This window comes from Bacillus sp. SM2101, assembly GCF_018588585.1.
In the GTDB taxonomy this organism is placed as follows: Bacteria; Bacillota; Bacilli; order Bacillales; family SM2101; genus Nanhaiella; species Nanhaiella sioensis.
On record NZ_JAEUFG010000008.1, the window covers coordinates 49,501 to 70,920 of the forward strand.

Sequence of the window (21,420 nt, forward strand, 5' to 3'; positions counted from 1 at the left end):
CGAATAAATCTCCCTCATTGACTAAACTCATAATTCTTTTGTCATAAATACACTATATGGATCCTCTTCGTAATCTGAAAATGGCTTGCAATATTCAAATCCATAATTTTCATAGAGTTTACGAGCAGCTTCAAAAGCTTCCATAGCACCGGTTCCTAAACTTAGCCGTGTATAGCCTCGTTTCTTAGCTTCTTCAATTATATGTTCAAGGATTTGCTTGGCAACTCCTTTACGTAAATGTGAAGGAACTTTTTTCATAGATTTTAATTCCCCGTGCTGAGAATCAAGTTCTATAAGTGCTCCACAACCAACTAATTCATTTTGCTCCCATGCACTCCAAAATGTAATTTCAGGTTTCTTTAAATCTTCTATATTAAAACCATAATTAATATCGTCTGGGTAATGAATCCCCATGTTATGGACATGTTCCTCTATTAATGAAGTTATTTCAGTGCCTGTTAAGTCATCAAGTTTAATATCCAAAAAATCACTCCTCAGCATATCATATCGTTGTATTAAAAAAGAATTATACATGTGTAAACATAAGATTGTAAACAAAAACAGTAGAAATTTATTCCTCTATTAGAAGCCACAATTAATTATAGACTTCTTATTAAATCGGCTTAAATACGTTAGGTGTTCCAGCCTTGTTTTATAAGATTAATGGAGATTAGTAAATAGTAAAAACGCTTAAACTATCTCTAACCATATAAGTACAAGTAATCGCAGAAAGGAAGGACATTCATACTATTTGTCGAAAAAGGTGAATGTGTATATTGAAAGACCAATGGTAGATGAAACTGGAATATTAGTAACAATATCCCGAGAAGCTTAGGGTTTCCAGCATGTTCATCAAAATAGAATATTAGTAAAGTAGAAGAATTACAATGTTAGTTATAAAAGAAATAGAGATTTCTTAAAAAAGATGTATAGCTACCACGAGCAATCCTTATGAAGAAGGGGGTTGCCTTTTTGAGAAAGGTGGATTCCTTATGAGATATATTTTGGAAAGGACTTATGTAATGGAATTACTTGAGTGGGCGTATCAACAAAATCCAGGTCCATGGTTTAATCATTCCATTAATGTTGCAAGAGCTACTGAGAGTATTATCTCAGAACTGATTAATAATGGGTACGATCTTAATATTGATTTGGCATACAATGCTGCTCTTCTCCACGACATAGGTAGGTATAAAGGTTTCACAAAATCTGTAATTCACTCTTATGATGGTTATATTTATATGAATGATTTGGGGTATAAGGGAAATGCAATTATTTGTATCACTCATTCGTTTCCTTGTAGAAACGAACATCTAGAGGTTGCGGCAGATTGGATTCTTGTTCCCGATTATAAGAAAAATCTGATGGTTGAAATTTTAAATAAGTATAGTGATTATAATTTATATAATAAAGTCATTACCCTTTGTGACGCTATCGCTGACGCAGAAGGCTTCACTACTCTTGAAAAAAGATTGATTTCAGTTGGTTTACGGCACGGAACAACCTCCAACACCTCTTTACATTGGAAGGGATTCTATACAATTAAGAAAGAGCTAGAAGCTTTGATTGGTAAGAGCGTATATACACTCCTCCCCGGAGTAGAAAATTCTATATATACAAATATCGATTATTAAAATATACGATATTTCTTCAACAAATTAGCGTTTTAACAAATCGAAAAAGTGGTTTTAATAAGTTCTTTTCGCAAAGTTAGTGGATCATTACCAGAGTTGTAAAACAGTAAAGAATAACATTACTTCGGTGTAGTATGATTATCATAAAGATTATTCGACTAACAGTTTAACTACTTCAAAACATGAGAGAAATAGTCAGGAAAGATTTACACTATGGATGGGAGATTCAATGAAAAAAATTATTTTATGGATTGTTATTGTACTTATATTTTTCTTTGCTCTAGAATATCAAAAGCCAGTAATGACAACTTATGATGCAATAAAACAAGCGATAGCCTGTGTGAGTAACCCTCCAGAACGATTAGCTATAAAACCGGTTAATTATGCTTTAAAAGATCTTGAAACAGTACAAACATCAATTAATGTTAAGAGTGGCTTTTTCAATCAATTAACAAATCAAAGAGATTTAAGTATTACATTGGTTTTTAATGGTGCAGAAGCAACAGTTAAAATGGATGCCTATAGTGGAAAATGTATTGCTGTAACTGGTCCATTAAATTAACAACATGTCATTACTTATTAGGGTGAGCTTTAGCCAATAAGAATCTTATAAAGTCATATTTTTGATATGGCTTTTTTGTACCAAGTTAAAATATGTTTTTACCTCTGACAAATAATAACTGATATGTAATTCACCCTTTGACAGACACTTAAAAGCATACGTTTCACTTTTTCGTTTGTTGGTAGCATTTAATTATGTTGTATGAACTTAAACAGGTAGAGATCATTTTCGAGGTATTAAAGAGAGTATGTATTTTAATAGAAAGAAAGCAAGTTATTAATCGCTAAATTAAGAATTTATTAAAGAGGACTAAAGAATGAAAAATATAAAAGATATTATTGATTTTTTGAGATGCCAAAAAATAATTGAAGATGGAGTAGAATATATAGGGATTAATAGTGGAACTACTAATGCAGTTTTATACATTTTATATCTTAACAAGAAACCGAAATATGTGGTAAAAATAGATAAACCTTATCTTATCTCTTCAACAGTGGAATTTCTCCAAATTTATAAAGAGGTTAGACTGTTACCGGATGTTGTTTATAAAGATGTGAATAAAGGTTTTGCAATATATTCGTATATACCAGGAGAAACCCATAATTATCTGAGTTGTTCAAAATTAGCATGGATGGCAATTTTAATTAAAGAGTTATTTAATAAATACCGAAGGGTAGAAAGAAGAGTTAAGTGGGGAAGAATACACGGAATATCAAGAGATTCTTGGTCAGAATTTAATATAAAGAGCTTAGAAATGGCTCAATCAAATATAGGTGATGTATTACCATATGAAGAACATAAAAGGGTAGTAATATTAGTTGATAAGTTAAAAACATACGAAAACCCAGAGGAAAAGTATTATCTTCACGGTGATACAGGAGTTCATAATTTTATATACGACAGAAGTGAATTACAAGGTGTTATTGATCCATCACCTTTAATTGGACCTAAGATTTACGATTTCACATATGCTTTTTGCTCTTCTCCAGATAGCTTAAATTTGAGCACACTACGATCGTCATTTTCATTAATGACTCAAGACACTCCTATCACGAAAGAAAGGCTTATTGATGAATTCCTTTTTCAATTATATACACGAATTGGAGTATGTATAAAAGTTCACCCGCATGATTTAAGTGGTTATATCGAAGCGTGGGATAAATTTAAGAAATATCTTCCTGACATTCAATGAGCAATAGCTTTTCAATTTGAAAGGTAGTATCTTTGCATTCAATAACCAAAGATTATAGTTACAGTACATAGGGTAAAAAAAGTTCAAGTGATTTTCCACAAAATGACTTGAGAAAGTAGGGTTATCCCAATCTTAAGAATAAAATCTATTAAAAATGGGTCAACCAGGTAGCTGGTTGGCCTCATAATACAGGATGGTGCAATAGTCTAATGTTCTACATCATGCCAAGTAGACCGAAAAAAAATTAGAAGTGACTAAAAGAACGTTACTTTGATAAAAGTTTTCAGAGTTGACTTTTGTAAGACCGTAACACACTAGTTAGTTTATTCCTTTATCATCTAACTGTAACAATTCCTAATTAGATACTTTTTGAAAGTAGTGATACGTTTTATTTAACTTTTGTGATTGTTTACCTTTTTGACTTTCCATATTACCAAATTCAAAGAATTTTACTTTTTTGATGCCTACAAAATTCATTATTGCTTTCTTCATTAATACTTTATGAACATTATTTAAGAAAATAAGTGGATAATTCGTAGGGCCCTTCATTGTAGAAACACAGACTACTGATTTTCCTTTTAAAAGCCCTTCAGCCATCCCTAGTCTTCCCTTGTTTTTATAAGCAAAATTAGAAGCAAACACTCGATCAATAAATCCTAAGAGCATTGCAGGAGGCCTTCCCCACCAAATTGGATAAACAAAAACAATTTTATCTGCCCACAATATTTGTTTTCTATACTTTTCTAGATCAGCATCAGTATGCATATCTCTCCTTAATTTATCTTCATTAAATATAAGCTGAGGACTAAACTTTTCTTCATATAAATCTATTACTTTTAAATCAGTAACATGTGGATTCTCTTTACTTCCTTCTATAATTTTTTGCAAAAATGCATAGGATAGGCTGTTATGATTTGGGTGTGTATAAATAATAAGAGTGTTCATCCTTTCACCTCATTTATTTATCATTTGATAAATAAAATATAACCTAAGTTATTTTAGTTGTCAATTGATAATTTTATTTTGATATCTATTTTGATATCTTATTATTAGAGGTGAAAATAATGGACAACATAACTCTTTTTAATAAATTGATTAAATTTACTGATTCAGTATATAGCGTTACTTACGAACTCTCGAAAGATGAAAAGCCACAAAATATTACATCTGTACAATATGATATGCTTGTTTTAATAGCATTAAAAAAGCAAACTAGCCCCAGCCAAATTAGCGATTGTCTTCATATATCAATGCCAAATGTTAGCCGTGAACTAAAAAGATTAGGGGAACACAATTTAATAAAAAGTAGTTCGGATGTAGAGGATCGAAGAAAAAAGTACATTTCTCTCTCTAAGGATGGAGAGTTATTAATTGAAGAAATTTATAATCGCATCTTGATCAAGTTCAATAACAGAATTAAGAATCCATCTCAAAAAGAATTAGAAGAAATTGATCGTGCTGTTGATGTGCTACAAAAATACGTTTATTTTGACTAACCAAACAGGTTTATGTTTTGAAAAGAATATAGATAATAATCATTCACAAACTGTGTTTTATAAATATTTATCAAATAGAGAGGGTAAGGAATGAATCACTCAAAGATAGGCATTGATGCTGGGGGCACACTCGTTAAAGTTGCGTACTCAAATAAAGATTTAATTAAATATAAATTATTCTCATCTCATAAACTAGATGAGGTTGTTACATGGATTCGATCTTCTTTTCATCACCCGAAAATTTGTCTAACTGGTGGTAAACAACAAGTTCTTGCTAATAAGTTAGAATTACCTACAAAATCTATCTTAGAATTTGATGCTACATGCAAGGGAGTGGCATTTATTTTAAAGCAGCACCAACTTTTTCTAGGAGACAGTTATATTTTAGCGAATATAGGAACTGGGACGTCTATACATGTTGTGAAAGACGGTGAACAACAACGAATTGGTGGAACTGGTGTTGGTGGAGGAACATTGATGGGTTTGTCTTATTTATATTTTGGAAAAAAAGATTTTACTGAGATCATTCAAGTATCAAGGGATGGTAATAGAGGGAATGTTGACTTAAAAGTAAGTGATATTTTTGAAGGGATTGTTCCTCCGATTTCAGGGGATCTTACAGCAAGTAATTTTGGAAACATAGGTAAACTTTCCAAAGAATCTCCTTCACAATCTGACATAATTGTTTCGATAATTGGACTTATAGGAGAAACAGTTGTCACCATTTGCGAACAGGCTGCAAATCGTTTTGATTCACAATCAATCGTATATATTGGTTCAACTTTTCGTTCTAATCCAATATTAAAGAATATAATTAGAGAATATACCGAAATGAGAAAAAAGAAACCCTTATTTTTGGAAGAAGGTGAATTTAGTGGAGCTGTAGGTGCTTTAATAAGTTTACAATAAAGCTATAATGAAGTTGTGAAAATTTAAGATAATACTTGAGATTGCAATTAAGGTGATAAGGTTTGGAGCTGTATATGTACCATATTGCATTAGCATTGAATCTAATATTTGTATCTCAAGAAATAATAAAAAGGTTTATATAACAATATCGTGAATGGGAAAGTGGACGAAGTTGGAAAATCAGCGAAATTGTCTTTGTCCAAGTTGAAGAAAGATTTCTGGACATACCTTATCATAGATGTCGAGTGGGTCAAAATCATACGCAAGCTCACGTAAACAAGTTGATGAAATGACCAAAGAATTAAAGGAAAAGGACCCTTATTTACAATGACCAACATCCGTTTGCTTGAGGAGATAAATATCACGTTGATTATTTTGAAGACCATGACAGAATCAACGTGGAATTGGTAGTCGGGACTAGGTTTTATTTGAAATCTATATCTGTAAAAATGCATCAGTCAAAACCGATGCATTTTTATGTATTGTTACAGATGTTAAATAATGTTCAAATTCATTGTTAATATGCTGTTAAAATACTGTCCTTAAAATATAACTATTAGAAAAGAAGTATTGGTAAGATTCATTATCATCTATGTCAGTTGTATATTTCATGGATAGTTTCCGGTTCTTTTGATTAAAGTAATCAACTACTTTCATATAAGGAGAGATTTCCAGCAAAAAGGTACTGTTTTAAAATCAAAATATGATATGCTTCTAAATGTTTTGGTTTAAAAATTTCTGACTCTTAAATGATATTTCCCTCCAATATTACCTGCCTGAGTATACACCTTAATTTTATATCTACCAGATCCATATTGGCTTAAATCTACTGAGTATAAGCGCTCTTGTGAACCTGCAGATGTAGATTTTCCTACCAAACTTCCATCTGGCGCGTATACTTTATATTTATAATTGTAACTATCATGAAGGTTGTTTAACCAAAAATTACATTCTAACCCTTTATTAACATCTAAATTTACGTAATGTATGTCAAAATTCCCGTTTAAGATATTCTCAACACTAAGTTCAGCTTCTGCGAGGTTATTTTCAGAGTTAGCAGCATTACTTAGCACTGCTATGTCTTCTTCTAACAGTGTAGGAGTTAACAGTATTGTTACGATACACGCTGCAGTAACAACACCTAGAAATGAGAATAAGAAAAGTGTAAATTTGTTGTTTTTATATTTTTTATGTATGTTATGCTCTAACTTTTGTCTAAGTTCTAATTGTTTTTGAGGGCTCCAATGTATGTGGTCATCTAATTTATTTAGATTAAATGGATATTCCTTAGGACGATTGTTCATAAATATACCCTCCTTCAGCCAATTGTTTATGAAGCAGTTTCATAGCTCTAGATAAAGTAGTTGTAACTTTACTTTCAGACCACCCTAAAATTTCACTAGTTTCTTTAATTGATAGTTCTTCTATCTTCCTTAGGATAATAATTTCACGATACGTAGGTTTTAGTTTGCCAATAGCATCATACAATTCTCTAACGTTTTCATTGATAATTATTAATTTATCTATTGAGGGACTACTCTCTTTATTTTGCAAGGTTGGAACAATATGTTCTAAAACGTTAAATTTCTTTCTTCTAATATAATCCATTGTTAAATTATGAGCTATTTGAAATAGCCATGGTTCTACTTTTTCTTTACTCTTCAATTGATAATATGAGTTATTAACCTTGATAAATGTATCCTGAGTTAAATCTTCAGCAGTATAGTAATCCTTTGTAAGAACGAAAATAAATTTCATAATTCGACTACTATAAAGATCATAAAGTTGAAGTATTTCTTTAGTAATATGTTCTTGTTTCAAGTTCATTCCTCCAATAATTGGTTGATTTCAGAAAATACTACCATAATTTTTTTTGTTATTAATTTCTCATATTTCTAGCTCAAGACGTATTAACAATACAAAACCTTCAGAATACTTCAAATTATGCTTAATAGTATTAATATATTGATTGTTTTTCCTCAATAGATTTATCAAAAATGTATCATTAAAAGTGTGACAAATATCAAGCTCATCCGTCTTACAAGTGTAAAAAACTTATCATGAGTACAATTATATTAATTTTTCAGTTTTATTGAGTGAATAATCATCAAAGAAAACATAAAGTTTATTAAGTAAAAAATGTGACAAATATCAAGCTCATCCGTCTTACAAGTGTAAAAAACTTATCATGAGTACAATTATATTAATTTCTCAGTTTTATTGAGTGAATAATCATCAAAGAAAACATAAAGTTTATTAAGCAAAAAATGTGACAAATATCAAACTCATTCGTCTTACAAGTGTAAATAATTTTCAGGCAAACTCTTGAAGAAAATTATAATAACTACAAACGTAATGGTTTAAAAGGAGAATTATGAATAATAACAATCTTCAATTTCTTAAAAGGCATGAAAGTCTTGAATTAGGTGATTATATGAGTAATGGGTATATAGACTCTAGTAAAATCCATAGGCTCTACGACTATATATCTGAGTACCTCGTAGTATCTTTTTTTAGTACATCTTGTGCAGGTTGTTTACCTGCTATTGAAGGTTTAGGAGAATATCTTAAAAAACACCCTGATACTAATTCGTTGGTGTTATTTGATAGCACTGATGAGAATATTCAATTGTTAAAAAATCACTTCAATGGGAACACTCTTGTATATAATGTTTCTAAGAAGATTATGCAGAGAGAATTTTCGGTATATGGTGTTCCTAGTATATTTTTGTTAAATGAGTTAGGGCAGGTATTATTTGCTGAATTAGGTTATTCGAACGGAACATATAGTGACATTGAAAATCTTATGTTGAGAATAAGAGGAAAATAGGAGGTGAACAAGTGGTTATTAATAATATTAAAGAGATGTTCAGAAATCACAAGCATGTTGATATAGAGCATTCAAGTTATTTAACTATTAATGAAACTTTTCCTGAACATGTATATAAAAATGAAGCAAAGGATGAACGTATAATTTGTACTGTATCACTGTATTGTAAGATTTGTATAGATTTATTGCCTTCTTTAAAAGATTTTGGTGAAGAATTTATATTGATAACTGATGGCACAGAAACTGATAACAAAGAAATTCTACATGCCTTAGAATATTCTTTTCCTGTCATTTCATGTGATTACGATACACTTCATGATCTAATAGAAAACACTCCATGTTTATTTGCAATAGACGAAAAGGGTCTAATTTTAGCAATGAAAGAGATTGATACTTTTGAAGAGGTATATAGATTCATAGATGAAAGAAGGTGATCTATAATGCTATATGTATCACCAATAATAAATTCGATAATTTCAGCAGTTTTCTTTATATCTTTTTATATGAAAGTGAAATCAATACCGACTCTTAAATGCGAGATATACTCGTATCGATTATTAAAAAATGATTTTATTAGTATATCTAGCTATTTATTATTAGCAATCGAATTACTACTATCTATTTCATTTATCTTTAATTTATTTGGATTTCTGAAAAATATTTTTTGTATAGGTTTACTATTATTTTTCTGTTTTATTCTAATTAGAAAAAAGAAACAAGAAGAGATAGATCGAAGTGATTGTAGCTGTTTTGGAGAAATGAAATTCATGAATAAATACCCATTAATTAGAAATATTGTTTTGATCTTTATTTTAATTACTCAAACCCTGTTACCAAGTTATAGTTTTTCGAGTCAAATTAATTTAATCCTTTTATTAATAATCATGCAATTAATTGTCTATTATGATTTATTAATTCAAACAAAAAGAGGGAAGTATAACTATATATGAGTATAATTATCATAATATTCCTAATTTTTAGTTTTTTGTTTAGTTTAATGGGGGTTTACCTAACCAGTAGAAGGATATTTATCAAAGATATAAATAATTTCAAGTATCTTATAAACAAGCTCGAATTGGCATTTGATTCGTCTGAGCAATATAAAATACTGTTATTGAATTATGAAATCAAACACTTTAAAAAAATGGATGACTTATTAAATGTTAGTAATCAAAAATATCATATAATCCTAGATGCACCTAGATGGCTATTTGAGGCCAAAAGAAAAAAATGGAGTAATCATGTTGTCATTCATAAGGATGAAATAAAATTAAATACATTAGATTTTCATGAACATGAATTATTTATTTATGCTCCTAAAAAACGGGTTTTATCTAGACATGTAAATGCCCTTTCAATATTGGAGTGCATAGATAAAGGAATTTTTAAAGAAATTAATTGAGGGGATACAGAATGGATATTAAATGCCAAATCATACTAGCAGAAAAAATTGATTATGATCCTGCAATCAAAAAACATTCTATATTTAATATAATAAATAAAATATTAGTCCCTACTATTCCTGCAGCAGTTGTAACTCAAGTTTATTTCAAATATAGATTTAATCCAGGAATAAAATTGGATAATACTATTTGTCACATGAAGATCTTCGATCCGAATAATGAATCAATTTATGAAGCTGTTTTACCAGAATTAAAAAATTTAAGAAGTTCTTTTATGACGCCGGGTATTGATGGTGTAGTTGAGGTAAGAATTCCTGTTTGTATGACCGGAAACTATGAATATGTAATATATGCTAAAGATATAAAACTATGTTCATATCCTTTATATATAGATTTGAACTAATTATTTTACTTTTTACTAGTAACATTGAAAGGAGGTGATAAATATGGCATGCCCAGCTGGATGGAATACAGCAGAAAAACAAGGTAGTACATTTTGTAGTGGTGATTGTGGTACAAGCAGAGAACTAAAATGGCAAAAATATAAGTATTATTACTCTGATGGAGGCGTATGTTACGCGGATCATTACGTTAGCTGTTGCTAGTTTTTGTTAGAAGGGGCTTGTTTTATAAGGCGAATTATCGACTTATAAACGCCCCTTTTAATCTTCTCTTGAAATGTAGATATAATATAGTTCGTGATTTTAAAATGTAGCTTTTTGGTTTTCAAATAGCGCTTTGGAGGTTTAATTGGTGAAAAAAAGCCGTTTTAATAAATGGAAAATTATTTCCACAGTAACTATACGTACTTTCTTAACAATACAAAGCGTTGTTCCTCTGTATTTAATACTAACAGTTATCTTTACAGTATTTAAAGGGTTATCTCCCTTAGTATATATTTTATTAACAGAAAAGACGATTAATTCATTAATGGCTAGTATAGATAGTTCAACATTTTTATTTTCACCCTTTTATTATATTATTTTACAGTTTTTATATTTTGTTATTCTACAAATTATCAACCATGTAGAGAAGATAATGAACTTCCGTATGTTTCAGAAGATGGAGTATCACTTTAATAATGAGATTTTTACTATGAGTTCAAAAATTCCATTAATCTATTATGACGATGTAAATTATTATAATTCATTAGAAAAATCAACAATGGAAATTGGTAAAAAGTCCTGTAGTTATTTGCAAGAAGTTCTCTCCTTTATACAATCAACAATAACCTTTATAACCTTTATCATAACCTTATACTCTGTGCATTGGACAATATCCCTTTTTTTATTTTTAATCGTAATAGTTTTAATATGGGTAAATTTTTATACATCTACAACAAATTATGATCAATTTATTCAACAAATATTAAATAGAAGAAAAATTGAATATATAGAATCTCTTTTTAAGTCCAAAGAAGTTGCAAAAGAATTTAGAATGTTTAACCATAGTTCATACATTCTTTCTAAATGGAAAGGTCTATTTTGGCAATTGGGTAATGATCAATATGAATTGGAAAAAAAAAATAACAATAAATTACTAAGCGTTAGTTTATTACATTTCACTTTAAACTTAATATTTTTAAGTTTATTAGTTTTCTATGTCTTAACTAAAAAAATTACGATTGGGAAGTTTGTTGCGCTTTCCCAACTCCTTACAAATTCTATAAATATTAGTCATCAAATTGCATCATCATTGGGTGCGATTTTTAGAGATGTTTTATCAATAAACGATTACTATGAATTTAAAAGGATAGTTCCAAACGAAAAATTAACACAAGACATAGATGGATCTCATAATGATGATTTTAGAAGCATTAAAGTAAAGGATATATCATTTTCATACCCTCATCATGAGCACCCTGTATTAAAAAATATCTCATTCGAAATAAAACCTGGTGAAAAAGTAGCGATCGTAGGTAGAAATGGCTCAGGAAAAAGCACATTAGTTAAATGTCTAACAGGATTATATTCAACAAAGAATGGTGAAGTACATATAAATGATGAACCTATTACTCAACAGACAAGAGAAAAATTCTTCAGTACAATCTTTCAAGATTTTGTGAAATATGAAATGTCAATACTTGAAAATATAACTTTAGATAAACAAGTAAATAGTAAAATACTGCAAAAGGTTGATGAAGTTTTAGAAGTATCTGGAACTGAACAATTATTACATAAGTACGACTTAAATATTAATGATAATATCGGAGCAACGTTATTTGGAAGAGAACTTTCAGGTGGGGAATGGCAAAAAATTTCATTGAGTAGGGCATTATTTAAAGATAGTCCGATAATTATTCTAGATGAACCAACTGCTGCTTTAGATCCGATTAGTGAAGCGAAAATTATTGAAGACTTTTTAGATATCTCTTTTGGAAAAACTTCCATATTTGTAACCCATCGACTTGGGAGTTGTGTAAACGCAGATGTCATATTAGTAATAAAAAATGGTGAACTTGTTGAGCAAGGAAATCATGAAGAATTAATGTTACTGAACGGGGAGTATACAGAATTGTTTAACATTCAAGCCAAATGGTATAAAGAAAAAGTTAGAGCTTAACTAGAATGGAATTATCCACTATTTATCTTATCAAATTAAAAGGGGTAAAAGAAATACAGCAAAATATTTTATGAAAGTATGAGAGTTTATAAGCATATTTTTATGGATTGTAATTACTTTTATAATCCTTACTCAAACTTTAAGAAGAGGACTAGTTAAAAGTTCTCTTTTTAATTGTATGAGATGTAATAATAATATGTTAACTAGTGTTATCGATTAAACGAATTTTTGGGTCAAAATCGCAAGAATAATAACATGCCAGCTCAATACCCAATATGTAACATACAAGTGTGAACTAGCTGGTTTTCAATGTAGTAATAAATGTTTAAGAGTTTAATAAATTCTGTAGTCTTGCTAATATCCTCAATGGATAATAATGGAGATGGCACTATAAACCAATAATAAAGCCATAATAATGTTAAATAGACTCCTATATTTATCTAAAAACTTCTGAAAGATAGTCCCGAATAAACTCCAGCTAGATGAACTTACAATACCAACAAATCCTAAAAATAAGGCATAAATAAAGTAAATAATGTATGAATTGTAATAAGGATGAATAAATGAAGACACTACTGTAACTCCATATAGAATCCCTTTTGGATTTATAAACTGAACTAAGAAACCAATGACAAATAGATTCTTTTTTTCATTACTATTATTCTTTTTATCATCCGTTCCATTGTCTTTAATAGTTTTAAATGCTAGATATAACATGTAACTGATACCCAATATGGTTAAGGGTGTTTTAATGCTGGGCATAATTTTTATAAGCAAGTGGTTAAAAATACTGCATAGTAATATAAGTGTAAAAAAACCTAAACCAACCCCTATACAAAATTTGAGTGTTTTCTTTAGTCCATATTTAGTGGCAAATGTCATAGCCATAAAATTATTGGGTCCTGGTGTGAAGCTACTGATCAAAACAAACAAAAGAAATGGTAATAAAGGCATAAGTAGGATCCCCCTCTAAACGTATGTTATAGTGTATTAAAGTACAATATACTATACTTATATGTTATATTATACAAAATGTGCGTTATAATGTAAATTTTAATGAGGTGATATAATGGAAGAGATTCAGAAAATATTAGGCAGAAATCTGAAGGCCATACGAGAAAAGCAAAAACTAAGCTTAGAAAAGGCTTCTGACCTAAGTGGTGTCAGTAAAGCCATGATTGGTCAAATTGAAAGAGGAGAATCAAGTCCAACGATAACCACCATTTGGAAAATTGCGAATGGGTTAAAAGTTTCTTTTACATCACTAATAAATGTTCCTGAACCTGAAGCTAAAATTGTGTTACGAAGTGAGGTCCAAGCTGTATCAGACGATAATGGAAGGTACAGAGTTTTTCCTACATTTCCATTTTCAGAAGATAAGCAGTTTGAATTATACTCAATTGAAATAGAACCAGAGGGGAAATTAGATTCTCATGGACACAAGGATGGAACCGAGGAATATATTACTGTTTTTGACGGAGAAGTCCTTGTAAGCATAAATGGGGCGAACTATAAATTGAAAAATGGTGATTCAATTAAATTTAAGGCTGATAGACCACATTCATATTACAACACAGGGGATATTTTAGCTCGATTAAGTATGACAATTTACTACCCAGAATAATAAAAGGCTGGCTCTGATTCAGAAGGATGAAGTCGTTTTGGAATTTTTTTTGATACTTTTTCTATTTTTTTTTACGTATTTGAGTAAATTATTAACTTCGAAATAATTGAAATTAAGCAATATAGTAGGTTAGTTAAGGGGTGATTTTGTAGTGCTTAATATTGAGATAAGAAGACCACGAAGTGGGGATAAAATCGAGCTAAATCAATTTTTTAGTACAGTCATAAAGGATACCTATGCAAGAGAAGGTTTATCGGAACTGTTTGAAGAGATAGAGAATGAAATTGAAAACAAGAAACAATACTTGAAATGTGACTTTGATAGCAATGGGAGGAATCGATATTTTTTAATAGCTTCAGATAAAAATGATAATAAAATTATCGGTACAATTGAATATGGTCCAGCTAGTGAACTGATTAATAGTTGCACGGGTAGTATATTGAAAGAGTTGTATGAGGTAGGTACTGTATTTGTACATCCAGATTTTCAACATCGAGGTATTGGGACTTTACTATTAAATGTGATGTTTTTGACCTTACTAAATAGAGGAATAAAGGAATTTTGTCTGGATAGTGGATATACAAATGCACAAAAGGTATGGAAGAAAAAATTTGGAGAGCCTGATTATTTAATGAAGGACTATTGGGGTGAAGGGTTTGATCACATGATTTGGAGGAGATGGACTAATGATATACCCATTATATTTAATAGCTGATTTCAGTTTACTTTGAAAATTCTTCTTATTATTAGTTAGGTGAGGTTTTTAAACAATAATTGGAGCACATTTTTTACGTTTAGAAGTAAAGTGATCAAGTTCCAAAGGGAATGAAATTAAGTAATTCCTTTTTGAACAATTAAAATTTTTTAGAAGAAGAAGCCGTTTTGATAAAATGGCTTCTTTTTATTAGTAATCATGGAGTTTTGAAGCCTTTTGATCAAACTTTTTACTAAAGCTACAACAGGTTTGGATTAGTAAAACTAATTCAGCACAATTGGACACCCCCCTATTAGTGATATTCACCAATCCACACTCGTAAAAAACAGCTAAGTTTGTCCTTTACAAATGAAATGCAGTTTTATATAATCAATCTGTATTATAGGTTGTAATACAGATGGTACAGGGGGAGGGAAGCAATGTTTAATTTGGATCTCCGAAGTAGACAGCCAATTTATGAGCAATTAGTTGATAATATTAAACAATTGATTATTAATGAAGTGCTTAAGCCCGATGAGCAACTGCCATCCGTTCGGGCATTAGCAAAACAATTAACGATTAATCCTAATACGATTCAAAAAGCGTATCGTGAACTTGAACATCAGGGATATATTTATTCTGTGAAAGGAAGAGGTAGCTTCGTTACACCATCGCCACAACTCCCTAATCAAGAGAAGCTCGAAAAGATGATGGAAGAAATCAAGAAATTACTATTAGAAGCGTTTTATTTAGGTATGACAAAAGAGCAAAGTATACAGCTAATTAATGAAGTAGAAAAAGTGGTCAAAGGAGGAGAACGCTATGATACAACTAAATAATGTTAGTAAACATTTTGATGGTCAAAAGGCGTTGAACTCTGTCAATCTACAAATTAATAAAGGGTCGATATTTGGACTACTAGGATCTAATGGTGCTGGGAAGACAACTCTATTGAAATTGCTTGCAGGGATTTATAAACAGCATAGTGGAGAAGTGCTAATTAATGATGAACAAGTTTTTGAAAACGAACGGTTAAAGCAAAACATCATTTTTATTCCAGATGTTGTCTACTTTTTCTCGCATTATTCAATTTTGCAAATGGCGAAGTACTATAAAAGCATATATCATTCATGGAATGAAGAAAGATTTAAAGAACTTCAACGTATATTTGGGCTTGATCCTCGAAATAAAATACATCGCTTTTCTAAAGGGATGCAACGTCAAGTTGCTTTTTGGTTAGCATTATCAACAATGCCTGACGTATTAATCTTGGACGAACCGCTTGATGGGCTTGACCCAGTTATGCGGAAAAGGATAAAAGACTTGTTAATTCAAGATGTTGCGGAAAGGGAGATGACGGTTTTAATCTCTTCTCATAATCTCCAAGAAGTAGAAGGGATCTGTGATCAAATTGGTATTTTACATGAAGGACAACTCATCATGCAAAAGGAAATTGATGCGATAAAATCAGATGTACACAAAATACAAATTGCATTTAGTAATAATATCCCTATGAATTTGTTCAACGAGGTAGATATGTTATTTAAAGAAGAACGCGGCAGTGTTATTATTTGTATCGTTAGAGGGCATGAACAGGATATAAGAACAAGTTTCTTACGATATCAGCCCGTTATATTTGATGTTTTACCACTCACGTTGGAAGAGATATTTATTTATGAAATGGGGGATGTAGGCTATGCGATCGATGACATCCTGGTTTAAAGGAGGCATCTTCGTTCAAGATGTGAGGAGTGTGCTATGGGTCGGCGCAATCTATTTTATGTTATTACTGCTTACTGTCCCATTATCTATTATTGATTTTCATAATGAGTTAAATAAAGGTTTTATTAATCAGGATTTTGATCTCTTTTCAGATGTACAATATATAATTATTATTACTGTGCCAGTTGTTCTAGCAATCTTTTTATTCCGTTATTTACAAACGAAAAGGTCTGTTGATTTTATTCATAGCATGCCGATAAAACGTACAACGATTTTTCACCATCATATGATATTTGGTGCAATCAATCTTGTATTACCAGTTATCCTTACTGCTTGCATCGCAGTAGTCTTAAGGTCAACTTTGCAGCTGGATGCATATATATCACTTATTGATATATTCAGTTGGTCAGGAAGCATTGTTTTATTTACATTGTTTATCTTTATTATAAGTGTATTTGTGGGGATGTTTACAGGGCTGTCTGTAGCCCATGGGATTTTAACATATATTTTCTTGTTGTTTCCATATGGGATAACGGTTTTAATATCGATGAATCTTGGTGTTTTACTATATGGATTTAACTATGAATATTATTTGAATGTTGGAATTGAAAAGCTATCTCCCCTCACAAGCTGGTATAATAGATTTTTTGGATACAGCAATGAACCTGTAGGGTTATTTACTTACACAGAAGTAACCGGGTATGTCATTGTAATGGCTTTTATTTATCTATTCTCAATATTGATTTATAAGAAGAGAGGGTCAGAAACTGCTACCCAAGCTGTAACCTTTAGCATTTTACAGCCTGTATTCAAATATGGGGTAACCTTTTGTACGATGCTTGTGGGGGGTGTCTACCTTTGGACATATCAACAAAGTTTTTCTTGGACATTCGCAGGGTATGTTATTGGTTCGATAATCGGGTATTGTGTGGCTGAAATGACTTTACAAAAAACATGGAGAATCGTTCCCATTAATAAAGGTTATGCTGTGTTTACGGCAACGATGGTTTTGCTCATTTCTGTAATCAATTTTGATATCATTGGCTTTGAAGAAAAAATGCCAAACATTAATGAAATTGAAAAGGTTTATTTTGACAATAGAATATATTCTTATTTAAACGAAGATGAAGACATTAAACGCTTTGAATATGCTGAAAGTAAAAATATCATAAACGTATATAACTTTCACCAACAATTAATAAAGGATAATGGGAAAAATAACAACAAAGAAGTAATAAATATGCATGTTGTTTATGAACTAACGAACGGTAAGAAGTTTATAAGATCTTATGACATCCCAATAGATGGTATGTATGAGGTGTTTTTTAAACCAATTTATGAATCTACTGAACATAAGAAAATCAGGGAAAATGAAATATTTGCAATAAATGCTAAACATATTGAGAATATCAAAATCTCTCATGGTGATAGATTTGGTAAAGAAAAAGTGATAGACGATACAGTGAAGTTAGAGGAATTGTTAGAGTTAATACGTGAAGATATAATAGATCAATCATATGAGGACATGATGGATGGTAAAGGTAATGGTGGACGAGTAACTATTAGGTTAGGTAATAACTCACCATTGTTTGTGAATCGTGGACGAGGAATGGAAAGAGAAACATCGTTTCATGTTAATTGGGACTTTTCATACGAAAAACTAGTTTCATGGTTAGAACAAAATGATTATATGCAATACGCAACATTTCTTCCAGCAGAGATTTCAACTATGAAGGTTATTGAATTGGAGAATGATGAGAAAAAATTGGTAAAGGATAGAAGTTGGCGTGATACCGATAATATAAAAGCTTTATTTGAGGGTCCATCAAGAAAAATGCTCAAAGTCTCAAATGATCAGCAAGTATTAGATAGTTTACGTAGCTATCAGAGGCTCTATAGCTATTCTGAAAGAAACATTGAGGTAAAATATATCGTGTATTTTCAATCAATATATGGTGATTATTCTTTTATAGGTAGTTATAGTGATGCAAATGTACCAGACTATATCGCGGGTTATTTCAATAATAATTAAAATGTTTTTTTAGGCTACCAACCCTATTAAATAGAAAAAATAGCACCTGTTCATGGTGCTATTTTTTATTCTATAAAATGTTCATTATTATTTGACCTTAGTGAACACTCGACTTATCTTATTTTAAGTATGCTTTTAACATCCACACATGCTTTTCTAATGAGTTTTTAATGCCGATAAACATATCCGCAGTAGGTTGGTCATTAGCATCTTCTGCTTGTTCAATTAATAGTTTGGATTCGTGGATCACTTTAAAAAAGTCTTCGGCAATGGCTCCAACCATATCTTTTGGTGTTTCTTTGTTCGTTGCTTCTTCGATTGAAGTGTGTTTTAAATAGTCAGCTAACGATGCAATAGGTTGTCCTTCGATAGTTAGAATTCTTTCAGCGATTTCATCAATATAAGTAGCTGCCTCGTCGTAAAATTCCTCAAACTTAGCATGTAGAGTAAAGAAATCAGCTCCAGTAACATACCAATGGTAATTATGAAGCTTCGTATACAATACGTTCCAGTTTGCTAGTTGTTGGTTAAGGGATTGAATAAGTGTAGTGTTTGTCATAAATGAATCCTCCTAAATTAGAATAATTATATTATATTACAGATTATAATAATTATCAATAAGAATTAATTATAATATAAAAATTTTAATAAATTAAATATTTAACACTATATATTGTTAGCTTGAATACGCAGTCTATTCAATAAAATATGAGTTTTTTGTATAGGAATAAGACCTAATTTTATCCGAAAAAAAATATTTGATTGATTTTCTTATCAGAATTTTATAAACTAAAACAAATACTAATCATTGTATTCCTACTTGTTTGGTTGGAAATATTCTTAAAGTCGATTATTCATAATGGTAATCTTTTCTTGGAAAGGTGAAATGAGAAGTAAAATGTATTTAAACGAACATCCATTTGTGGCATTAAATAAAGGGGGGAGAACATGGCTTCAATAACGTATGATAGCTGGTCAGATCAACTATCAACAGATATTCAAGCGCAGTTTAAAGAAAGTTTAGATGTGTTGAAATGGGCTTATAAAGAATATAAAGATGAGATTGTTTATGCTTGTAGCTTCGGGGCAGAAGGAATGGTTCTTATTGATCTCATTAATAAAGTTAATAAGACAGCTAAAATCGTTTTTCTTGATACCGATGTACATTTTAAAGAAACTTATGAGTTAATTGACAGAGTGAAAGAAAAATATCCTACCTTACAAATTATGCTTCAAAAGCCAGAGCTAACTCTTAAAGAGCAGGCAGAACAACATGGTGATGAGCTTTGGAAAACAAACCCTAATCAATGCTGTAATATTAGAAAAATATTACCACTGCAAAAAGCATTAAAAGGTAATTTAGCATGGATATCTGGACTAAGAAGAGAGCAATCTCAATCGAGAAGCCAGACTAATTTCATCAATAAAGATGATAAGTTTCAGTCTATTAAAATATGTCCACTCATCCATTGGAGTTGGGAAGATATTTGGAATTATATCCGGTTCTTTAATTTGCCGTACAATCGCTTACACGATCAAGGCTATCCAAGTATCGGGTGTGAGTATTGTACGTTACCAACTGGTGATGATAAAGATTCCCGAGCTGGACGTTGGGCGAATAGCTCTAAAACAGAATGCGGATTACATCAATCAGGTTAGGAAGAAGAGTAGATGATATTTACAATAACCGCATTTGTTGTGGCTATTTTATTCGCATTAAATATTGGTGCTAGTGGAGCAGCTGCCTCCATGGGAGTTGCGTACGGATCTGGTGTCATTTCCAAAAAGAACATTGCACTTGTTATTAGTGGCATAGGTGTTTTTTTAGGTGCTGCATTAGGTGGAGGAGAAGTTGTTAAAACCATAGGGACTGAAATTGTTCCAGCGTCAATCATTAATGTTCATATAGCAATTAGCATTCTTGCAGCAGCTACAATTTCTTTATTCATTGCCAATATTTTAGGTATTCCTTTATCAACGAGTGAAGTGACTGTCGGAGCGGTAGTTGGAGTAGGTTTAGCTTTTAAAGCACTTATGTTTGATACTTTAATTATTATTATGCTGTTTTGGATTATCACACCGCTAGTTTCATTTACAATTACGTTTTTATTTGGCAAGTTAGTTAAGAGGGTAGAAAGTAAACAAGGTTTCCTACAGTCAAAAAAGTGGAAGACTATATTAGCAGTACTAGTTGTGGTGACAGGTTTTCTTGAAGCTTTTTCTGCAGGAATGAACAATGTTGCTAATGCAATTGGACCACTTGTAGGAGCAGAGCTGATCCCCTTGCAACCTGGTATCATCCTAGGTGGTTTGTTTATCGGAATTGGAGCAATCGTTTTAGGTAGAAGAGTCATTGAAACGAATGGCAAGAAAATCGTAAGATTATCGTTATTACAAGGGAGTGTAGTATCAGGTACGGGAGCAGGTCTTGTATTTATCGCATCAATTTTCGGGCTTCCAGTACCGATGACACAGGTAACCACTTCGGGCATAATAGGAATTGGTATTGCTGAGCAAGGTAGAGGCCTCTTAAAGAAACGATTAATTAAAAAACTTCTCCTAGTTTGGATTGTTTCACCAGTATTTGCGTTAGCAGTATCTTATGGATTTATCAAATTATTTATTCAAGTAGATTTATATGTTGTAAGTGCGATGATGAGTGCTGCTTTTGCATCGTATGGCTTGTTGAAGTTAATGAGGTATACACAAGAAGACAGACGGTCATATCATGAAGACGGCGGAGGTATTTAGTGCTTTAAT

General features: G+C 31.0%; 25 protein-coding genes and 1 pseudogene. 20 read left to right on the forward strand and 6 right to left on the reverse strand.

Features of this window, described 5'->3' with window-relative positions; all coding sequences use genetic code 11:
* Positions 1-27: 27 nt before the first annotated feature.
* Positions 28-483, reverse strand: coding sequence for a GNAT family N-acetyltransferase (locus tag JM172_RS09440; protein WP_214481948.1), 456 nt, complete (start codon positions 481-483; stop codon positions 28-30).
* A gap of 509 nt (positions 484-992) precedes the next feature.
* Between JM172_RS09440 and JM172_RS09445 the strand changes: the two genes are divergently transcribed.
* The 3 genes from JM172_RS09445 to JM172_RS09455 all read left to right on the forward strand — a co-directional run bounded on the left by JM172_RS09445 (position 993) and on the right by JM172_RS09455 (position 3,388).
* Positions 993-1,634: an HD domain-containing protein gene (locus JM172_RS09445; protein WP_214481949.1), complete on the forward strand. Its 642-nt coding sequence runs from the start codon at positions 993-995 to the stop codon at positions 1,632-1,634.
* 229 nt (positions 1,635-1,863) lie between these two features.
* Complete coding sequence (locus tag JM172_RS09450; protein ID WP_214481950.1) at positions 1,864-2,196, forward strand: hypothetical protein; 333 nt, start codon at positions 1,864-1,866, stop codon at positions 2,194-2,196.
* A gap of 316 nt (positions 2,197-2,512) precedes the next feature.
* On the forward strand, positions 2,513-3,388 hold the full coding sequence (locus JM172_RS09455) for a hypothetical protein (protein WP_214481951.1): 876 nt from the start codon (positions 2,513-2,515) through the stop codon (positions 3,386-3,388).
* A 354-nt stretch (positions 3,389-3,742) separates the two neighbouring features.
* Here JM172_RS09455 and JM172_RS09460 read toward each other — a convergent pair whose 3' ends face one another.
* On the reverse strand, positions 3,743-4,333 hold the full coding sequence (locus tag JM172_RS09460; RefSeq protein WP_214481952.1) for an NAD(P)H-dependent oxidoreductase: 591 nt from the start codon (positions 4,331-4,333) through the stop codon (positions 3,743-3,745).
* A 146-nt stretch (positions 4,334-4,479) separates the two neighbouring features.
* Between JM172_RS09460 and JM172_RS09465 the strand changes: the two genes are divergently transcribed.
* The 3 genes and pseudogenes from JM172_RS09465 to JM172_RS24750 form a co-directional block, all read left to right on the forward strand.
* The gene (locus tag JM172_RS09465; protein ID WP_250886593.1) at positions 4,480-4,884 is read left to right on the forward strand and encodes a MarR family transcriptional regulator; all 405 of its coding nucleotides are present in this window, start codon (positions 4,480-4,482) and stop codon (positions 4,882-4,884) included.
* 90 nt (positions 4,885-4,974) lie between these two features.
* Entirely contained in the window at positions 4,975-5,793 is an 819-nt protein-coding gene (coaW, locus tag JM172_RS09470; RefSeq protein WP_214481958.1) for a type II pantothenate kinase, read from the forward strand.
* A gap of 146 nt (positions 5,794-5,939) precedes the next feature.
* Positions 5,940-6,203, forward strand: a pseudogene (locus tag JM172_RS24750) (VOC family protein); the annotation flags it as partial.
* A 318-nt stretch (positions 6,204-6,521) separates the two neighbouring features.
* Here JM172_RS24750 and JM172_RS09475 read toward each other — a convergent pair.
* Together JM172_RS09475 and JM172_RS09480 are read right to left on the reverse strand one after the other, a co-directional pair.
* Positions 6,522-7,097, reverse strand: coding sequence for a hypothetical protein (locus JM172_RS09475; protein ID WP_214481960.1), 576 nt, complete (start codon positions 7,095-7,097; stop codon positions 6,522-6,524).
* On the reverse strand, positions 7,081-7,614 hold the full coding sequence (locus JM172_RS09480; protein WP_214481961.1) for an RNA polymerase sigma factor: 534 nt from the start codon (positions 7,612-7,614) through the stop codon (positions 7,081-7,083). The genes JM172_RS09475 and JM172_RS09480 overlap by 17 nt, the downstream gene beginning before the upstream one ends.
* 553 nt (positions 7,615-8,167) lie before the next feature.
* On the opposite strand from JM172_RS09480, the gene JM172_RS09485 reads away from it, so the two are divergent.
* The 7 genes from JM172_RS09485 (at position 8,168) to JM172_RS25420 (ending at position 12,588) form a co-directional block, all read left to right on the forward strand.
* Complete coding sequence (locus JM172_RS09485; RefSeq protein ID WP_214481962.1) at positions 8,168-8,623, forward strand: peroxiredoxin family protein; 456 nt, start codon at positions 8,168-8,170, stop codon at positions 8,621-8,623.
* 11 nt (positions 8,624-8,634) lie between these two features.
* Positions 8,635-9,057 carry a hypothetical protein gene (locus tag JM172_RS09490; RefSeq protein WP_214481963.1) on the forward strand — a complete coding sequence of 141 codons (423 nt, stop codon included), beginning with the start codon at positions 8,635-8,637 and terminating at the stop codon, positions 9,055-9,057.
* Positions 9,058-9,063: 6 nt separating this feature from the next.
* Positions 9,064-9,573 (forward strand): MauE/DoxX family redox-associated membrane protein, encoded by a 510-nt coding sequence (locus tag JM172_RS25415; RefSeq protein WP_352223218.1) that lies wholly within the window; start codon positions 9,064-9,066, stop codon positions 9,571-9,573.
* Between the two features lie 194 nt (positions 9,574-9,767).
* On the forward strand, positions 9,768-10,025 hold the full coding sequence (locus JM172_RS09495) for a hypothetical protein (protein WP_214481964.1): 258 nt from the start codon (positions 9,768-9,770) through the stop codon (positions 10,023-10,025).
* An 11-nt stretch (positions 10,026-10,036) separates the two neighbouring features.
* The gene (locus JM172_RS09500) at positions 10,037-10,429 is read left to right on the forward strand and encodes a hypothetical protein (protein WP_214481966.1); all 393 of its coding nucleotides are present in this window, start codon (positions 10,037-10,039) and stop codon (positions 10,427-10,429) included.
* Positions 10,430-10,472: 43 nt separating this feature from the next.
* Complete coding sequence (locus tag JM172_RS09505) at positions 10,473-10,631, forward strand: hypothetical protein (protein ID WP_214481967.1); 159 nt, start codon at positions 10,473-10,475, stop codon at positions 10,629-10,631.
* Positions 10,632-10,779: 148 nt separating this feature from the next.
* The gene (locus tag JM172_RS25420; RefSeq protein ID WP_214481968.1) at positions 10,780-12,588 is read left to right on the forward strand and encodes an ABC transporter ATP-binding protein; all 1,809 of its coding nucleotides are present in this window, start codon (positions 10,780-10,782) and stop codon (positions 12,586-12,588) included.
* A gap of 363 nt (positions 12,589-12,951) precedes the next feature.
* Here JM172_RS25420 and JM172_RS09515 read toward each other — a convergent pair whose 3' ends face one another.
* Positions 12,952-13,542 carry a LysE family translocator gene (locus JM172_RS09515; RefSeq protein WP_214481969.1) on the reverse strand — a complete coding sequence of 197 codons (591 nt, stop codon included), beginning with the start codon at positions 13,540-13,542 and terminating at the stop codon, positions 12,952-12,954.
* 115 nt (positions 13,543-13,657) lie between these two features.
* Between JM172_RS09515 and JM172_RS09520 the strand changes: the two genes are divergently transcribed.
* The 5 genes from JM172_RS09520 to JM172_RS09540 all read left to right on the forward strand — a co-directional run bounded on the left by JM172_RS09520 (position 13,658) and on the right by JM172_RS09540 (position 18,660).
* On the forward strand, positions 13,658-14,212 hold the full coding sequence (locus tag JM172_RS09520; protein ID WP_214481970.1) for a helix-turn-helix domain-containing protein: 555 nt from the start codon (positions 13,658-13,660) through the stop codon (positions 14,210-14,212).
* Between the two features lie 151 nt (positions 14,213-14,363).
* Positions 14,364-14,927, forward strand: coding sequence for a GNAT family N-acetyltransferase (locus tag JM172_RS09525; protein WP_214481971.1), 564 nt, complete (start codon positions 14,364-14,366; stop codon positions 14,925-14,927).
* A gap of 419 nt (positions 14,928-15,346) precedes the next feature.
* A complete protein-coding gene (locus JM172_RS09530; RefSeq protein WP_214481972.1) occupies positions 15,347-15,745 on the forward strand; it encodes a GntR family transcriptional regulator in 399 nt (132 codons plus the stop codon).
* The gene (locus JM172_RS09535) at positions 15,729-16,628 is read left to right on the forward strand and encodes an ABC transporter ATP-binding protein (protein WP_214481974.1); all 900 of its coding nucleotides are present in this window, start codon (positions 15,729-15,731) and stop codon (positions 16,626-16,628) included. The genes JM172_RS09530 and JM172_RS09535 overlap by 17 nt, the downstream gene beginning before the upstream one ends.
* Entirely contained in the window at positions 16,603-18,660 is a 2,058-nt protein-coding gene (locus JM172_RS09540; RefSeq protein WP_214481975.1) for a hypothetical protein, read from the forward strand. Before JM172_RS09535 ends, JM172_RS09540 begins: the two co-directional genes overlap by 26 nt.
* 118 nt (positions 18,661-18,778) lie before the next feature.
* On the opposite strand, the gene JM172_RS09545 is transcribed toward JM172_RS09540, so the two are convergent.
* Positions 18,779-19,219: a Dps family protein gene (locus JM172_RS09545; protein WP_214481977.1), complete on the reverse strand. Its 441-nt coding sequence runs from the start codon at positions 19,217-19,219 to the stop codon at positions 18,779-18,781.
* 389 nt (positions 19,220-19,608) lie between these two features.
* Here JM172_RS09545 and JM172_RS09550 point away from each other — a divergent pair, with 389 nt between their 5' ends.
* On the forward strand, positions 19,609-20,319 hold the full coding sequence (locus tag JM172_RS09550) for a phosphoadenylyl-sulfate reductase (protein ID WP_214481979.1): 711 nt from the start codon (positions 19,609-19,611) through the stop codon (positions 20,317-20,319).
* A 12-nt stretch (positions 20,320-20,331) separates the two neighbouring features.
* Positions 20,332-21,411, forward strand: coding sequence for a sulfate permease (locus JM172_RS09555; RefSeq protein ID WP_214481981.1), 1,080 nt, complete (start codon positions 20,332-20,334; stop codon positions 21,409-21,411).
* The last annotated feature ends 9 nt before the right edge of the window (positions 21,412-21,420 follow it).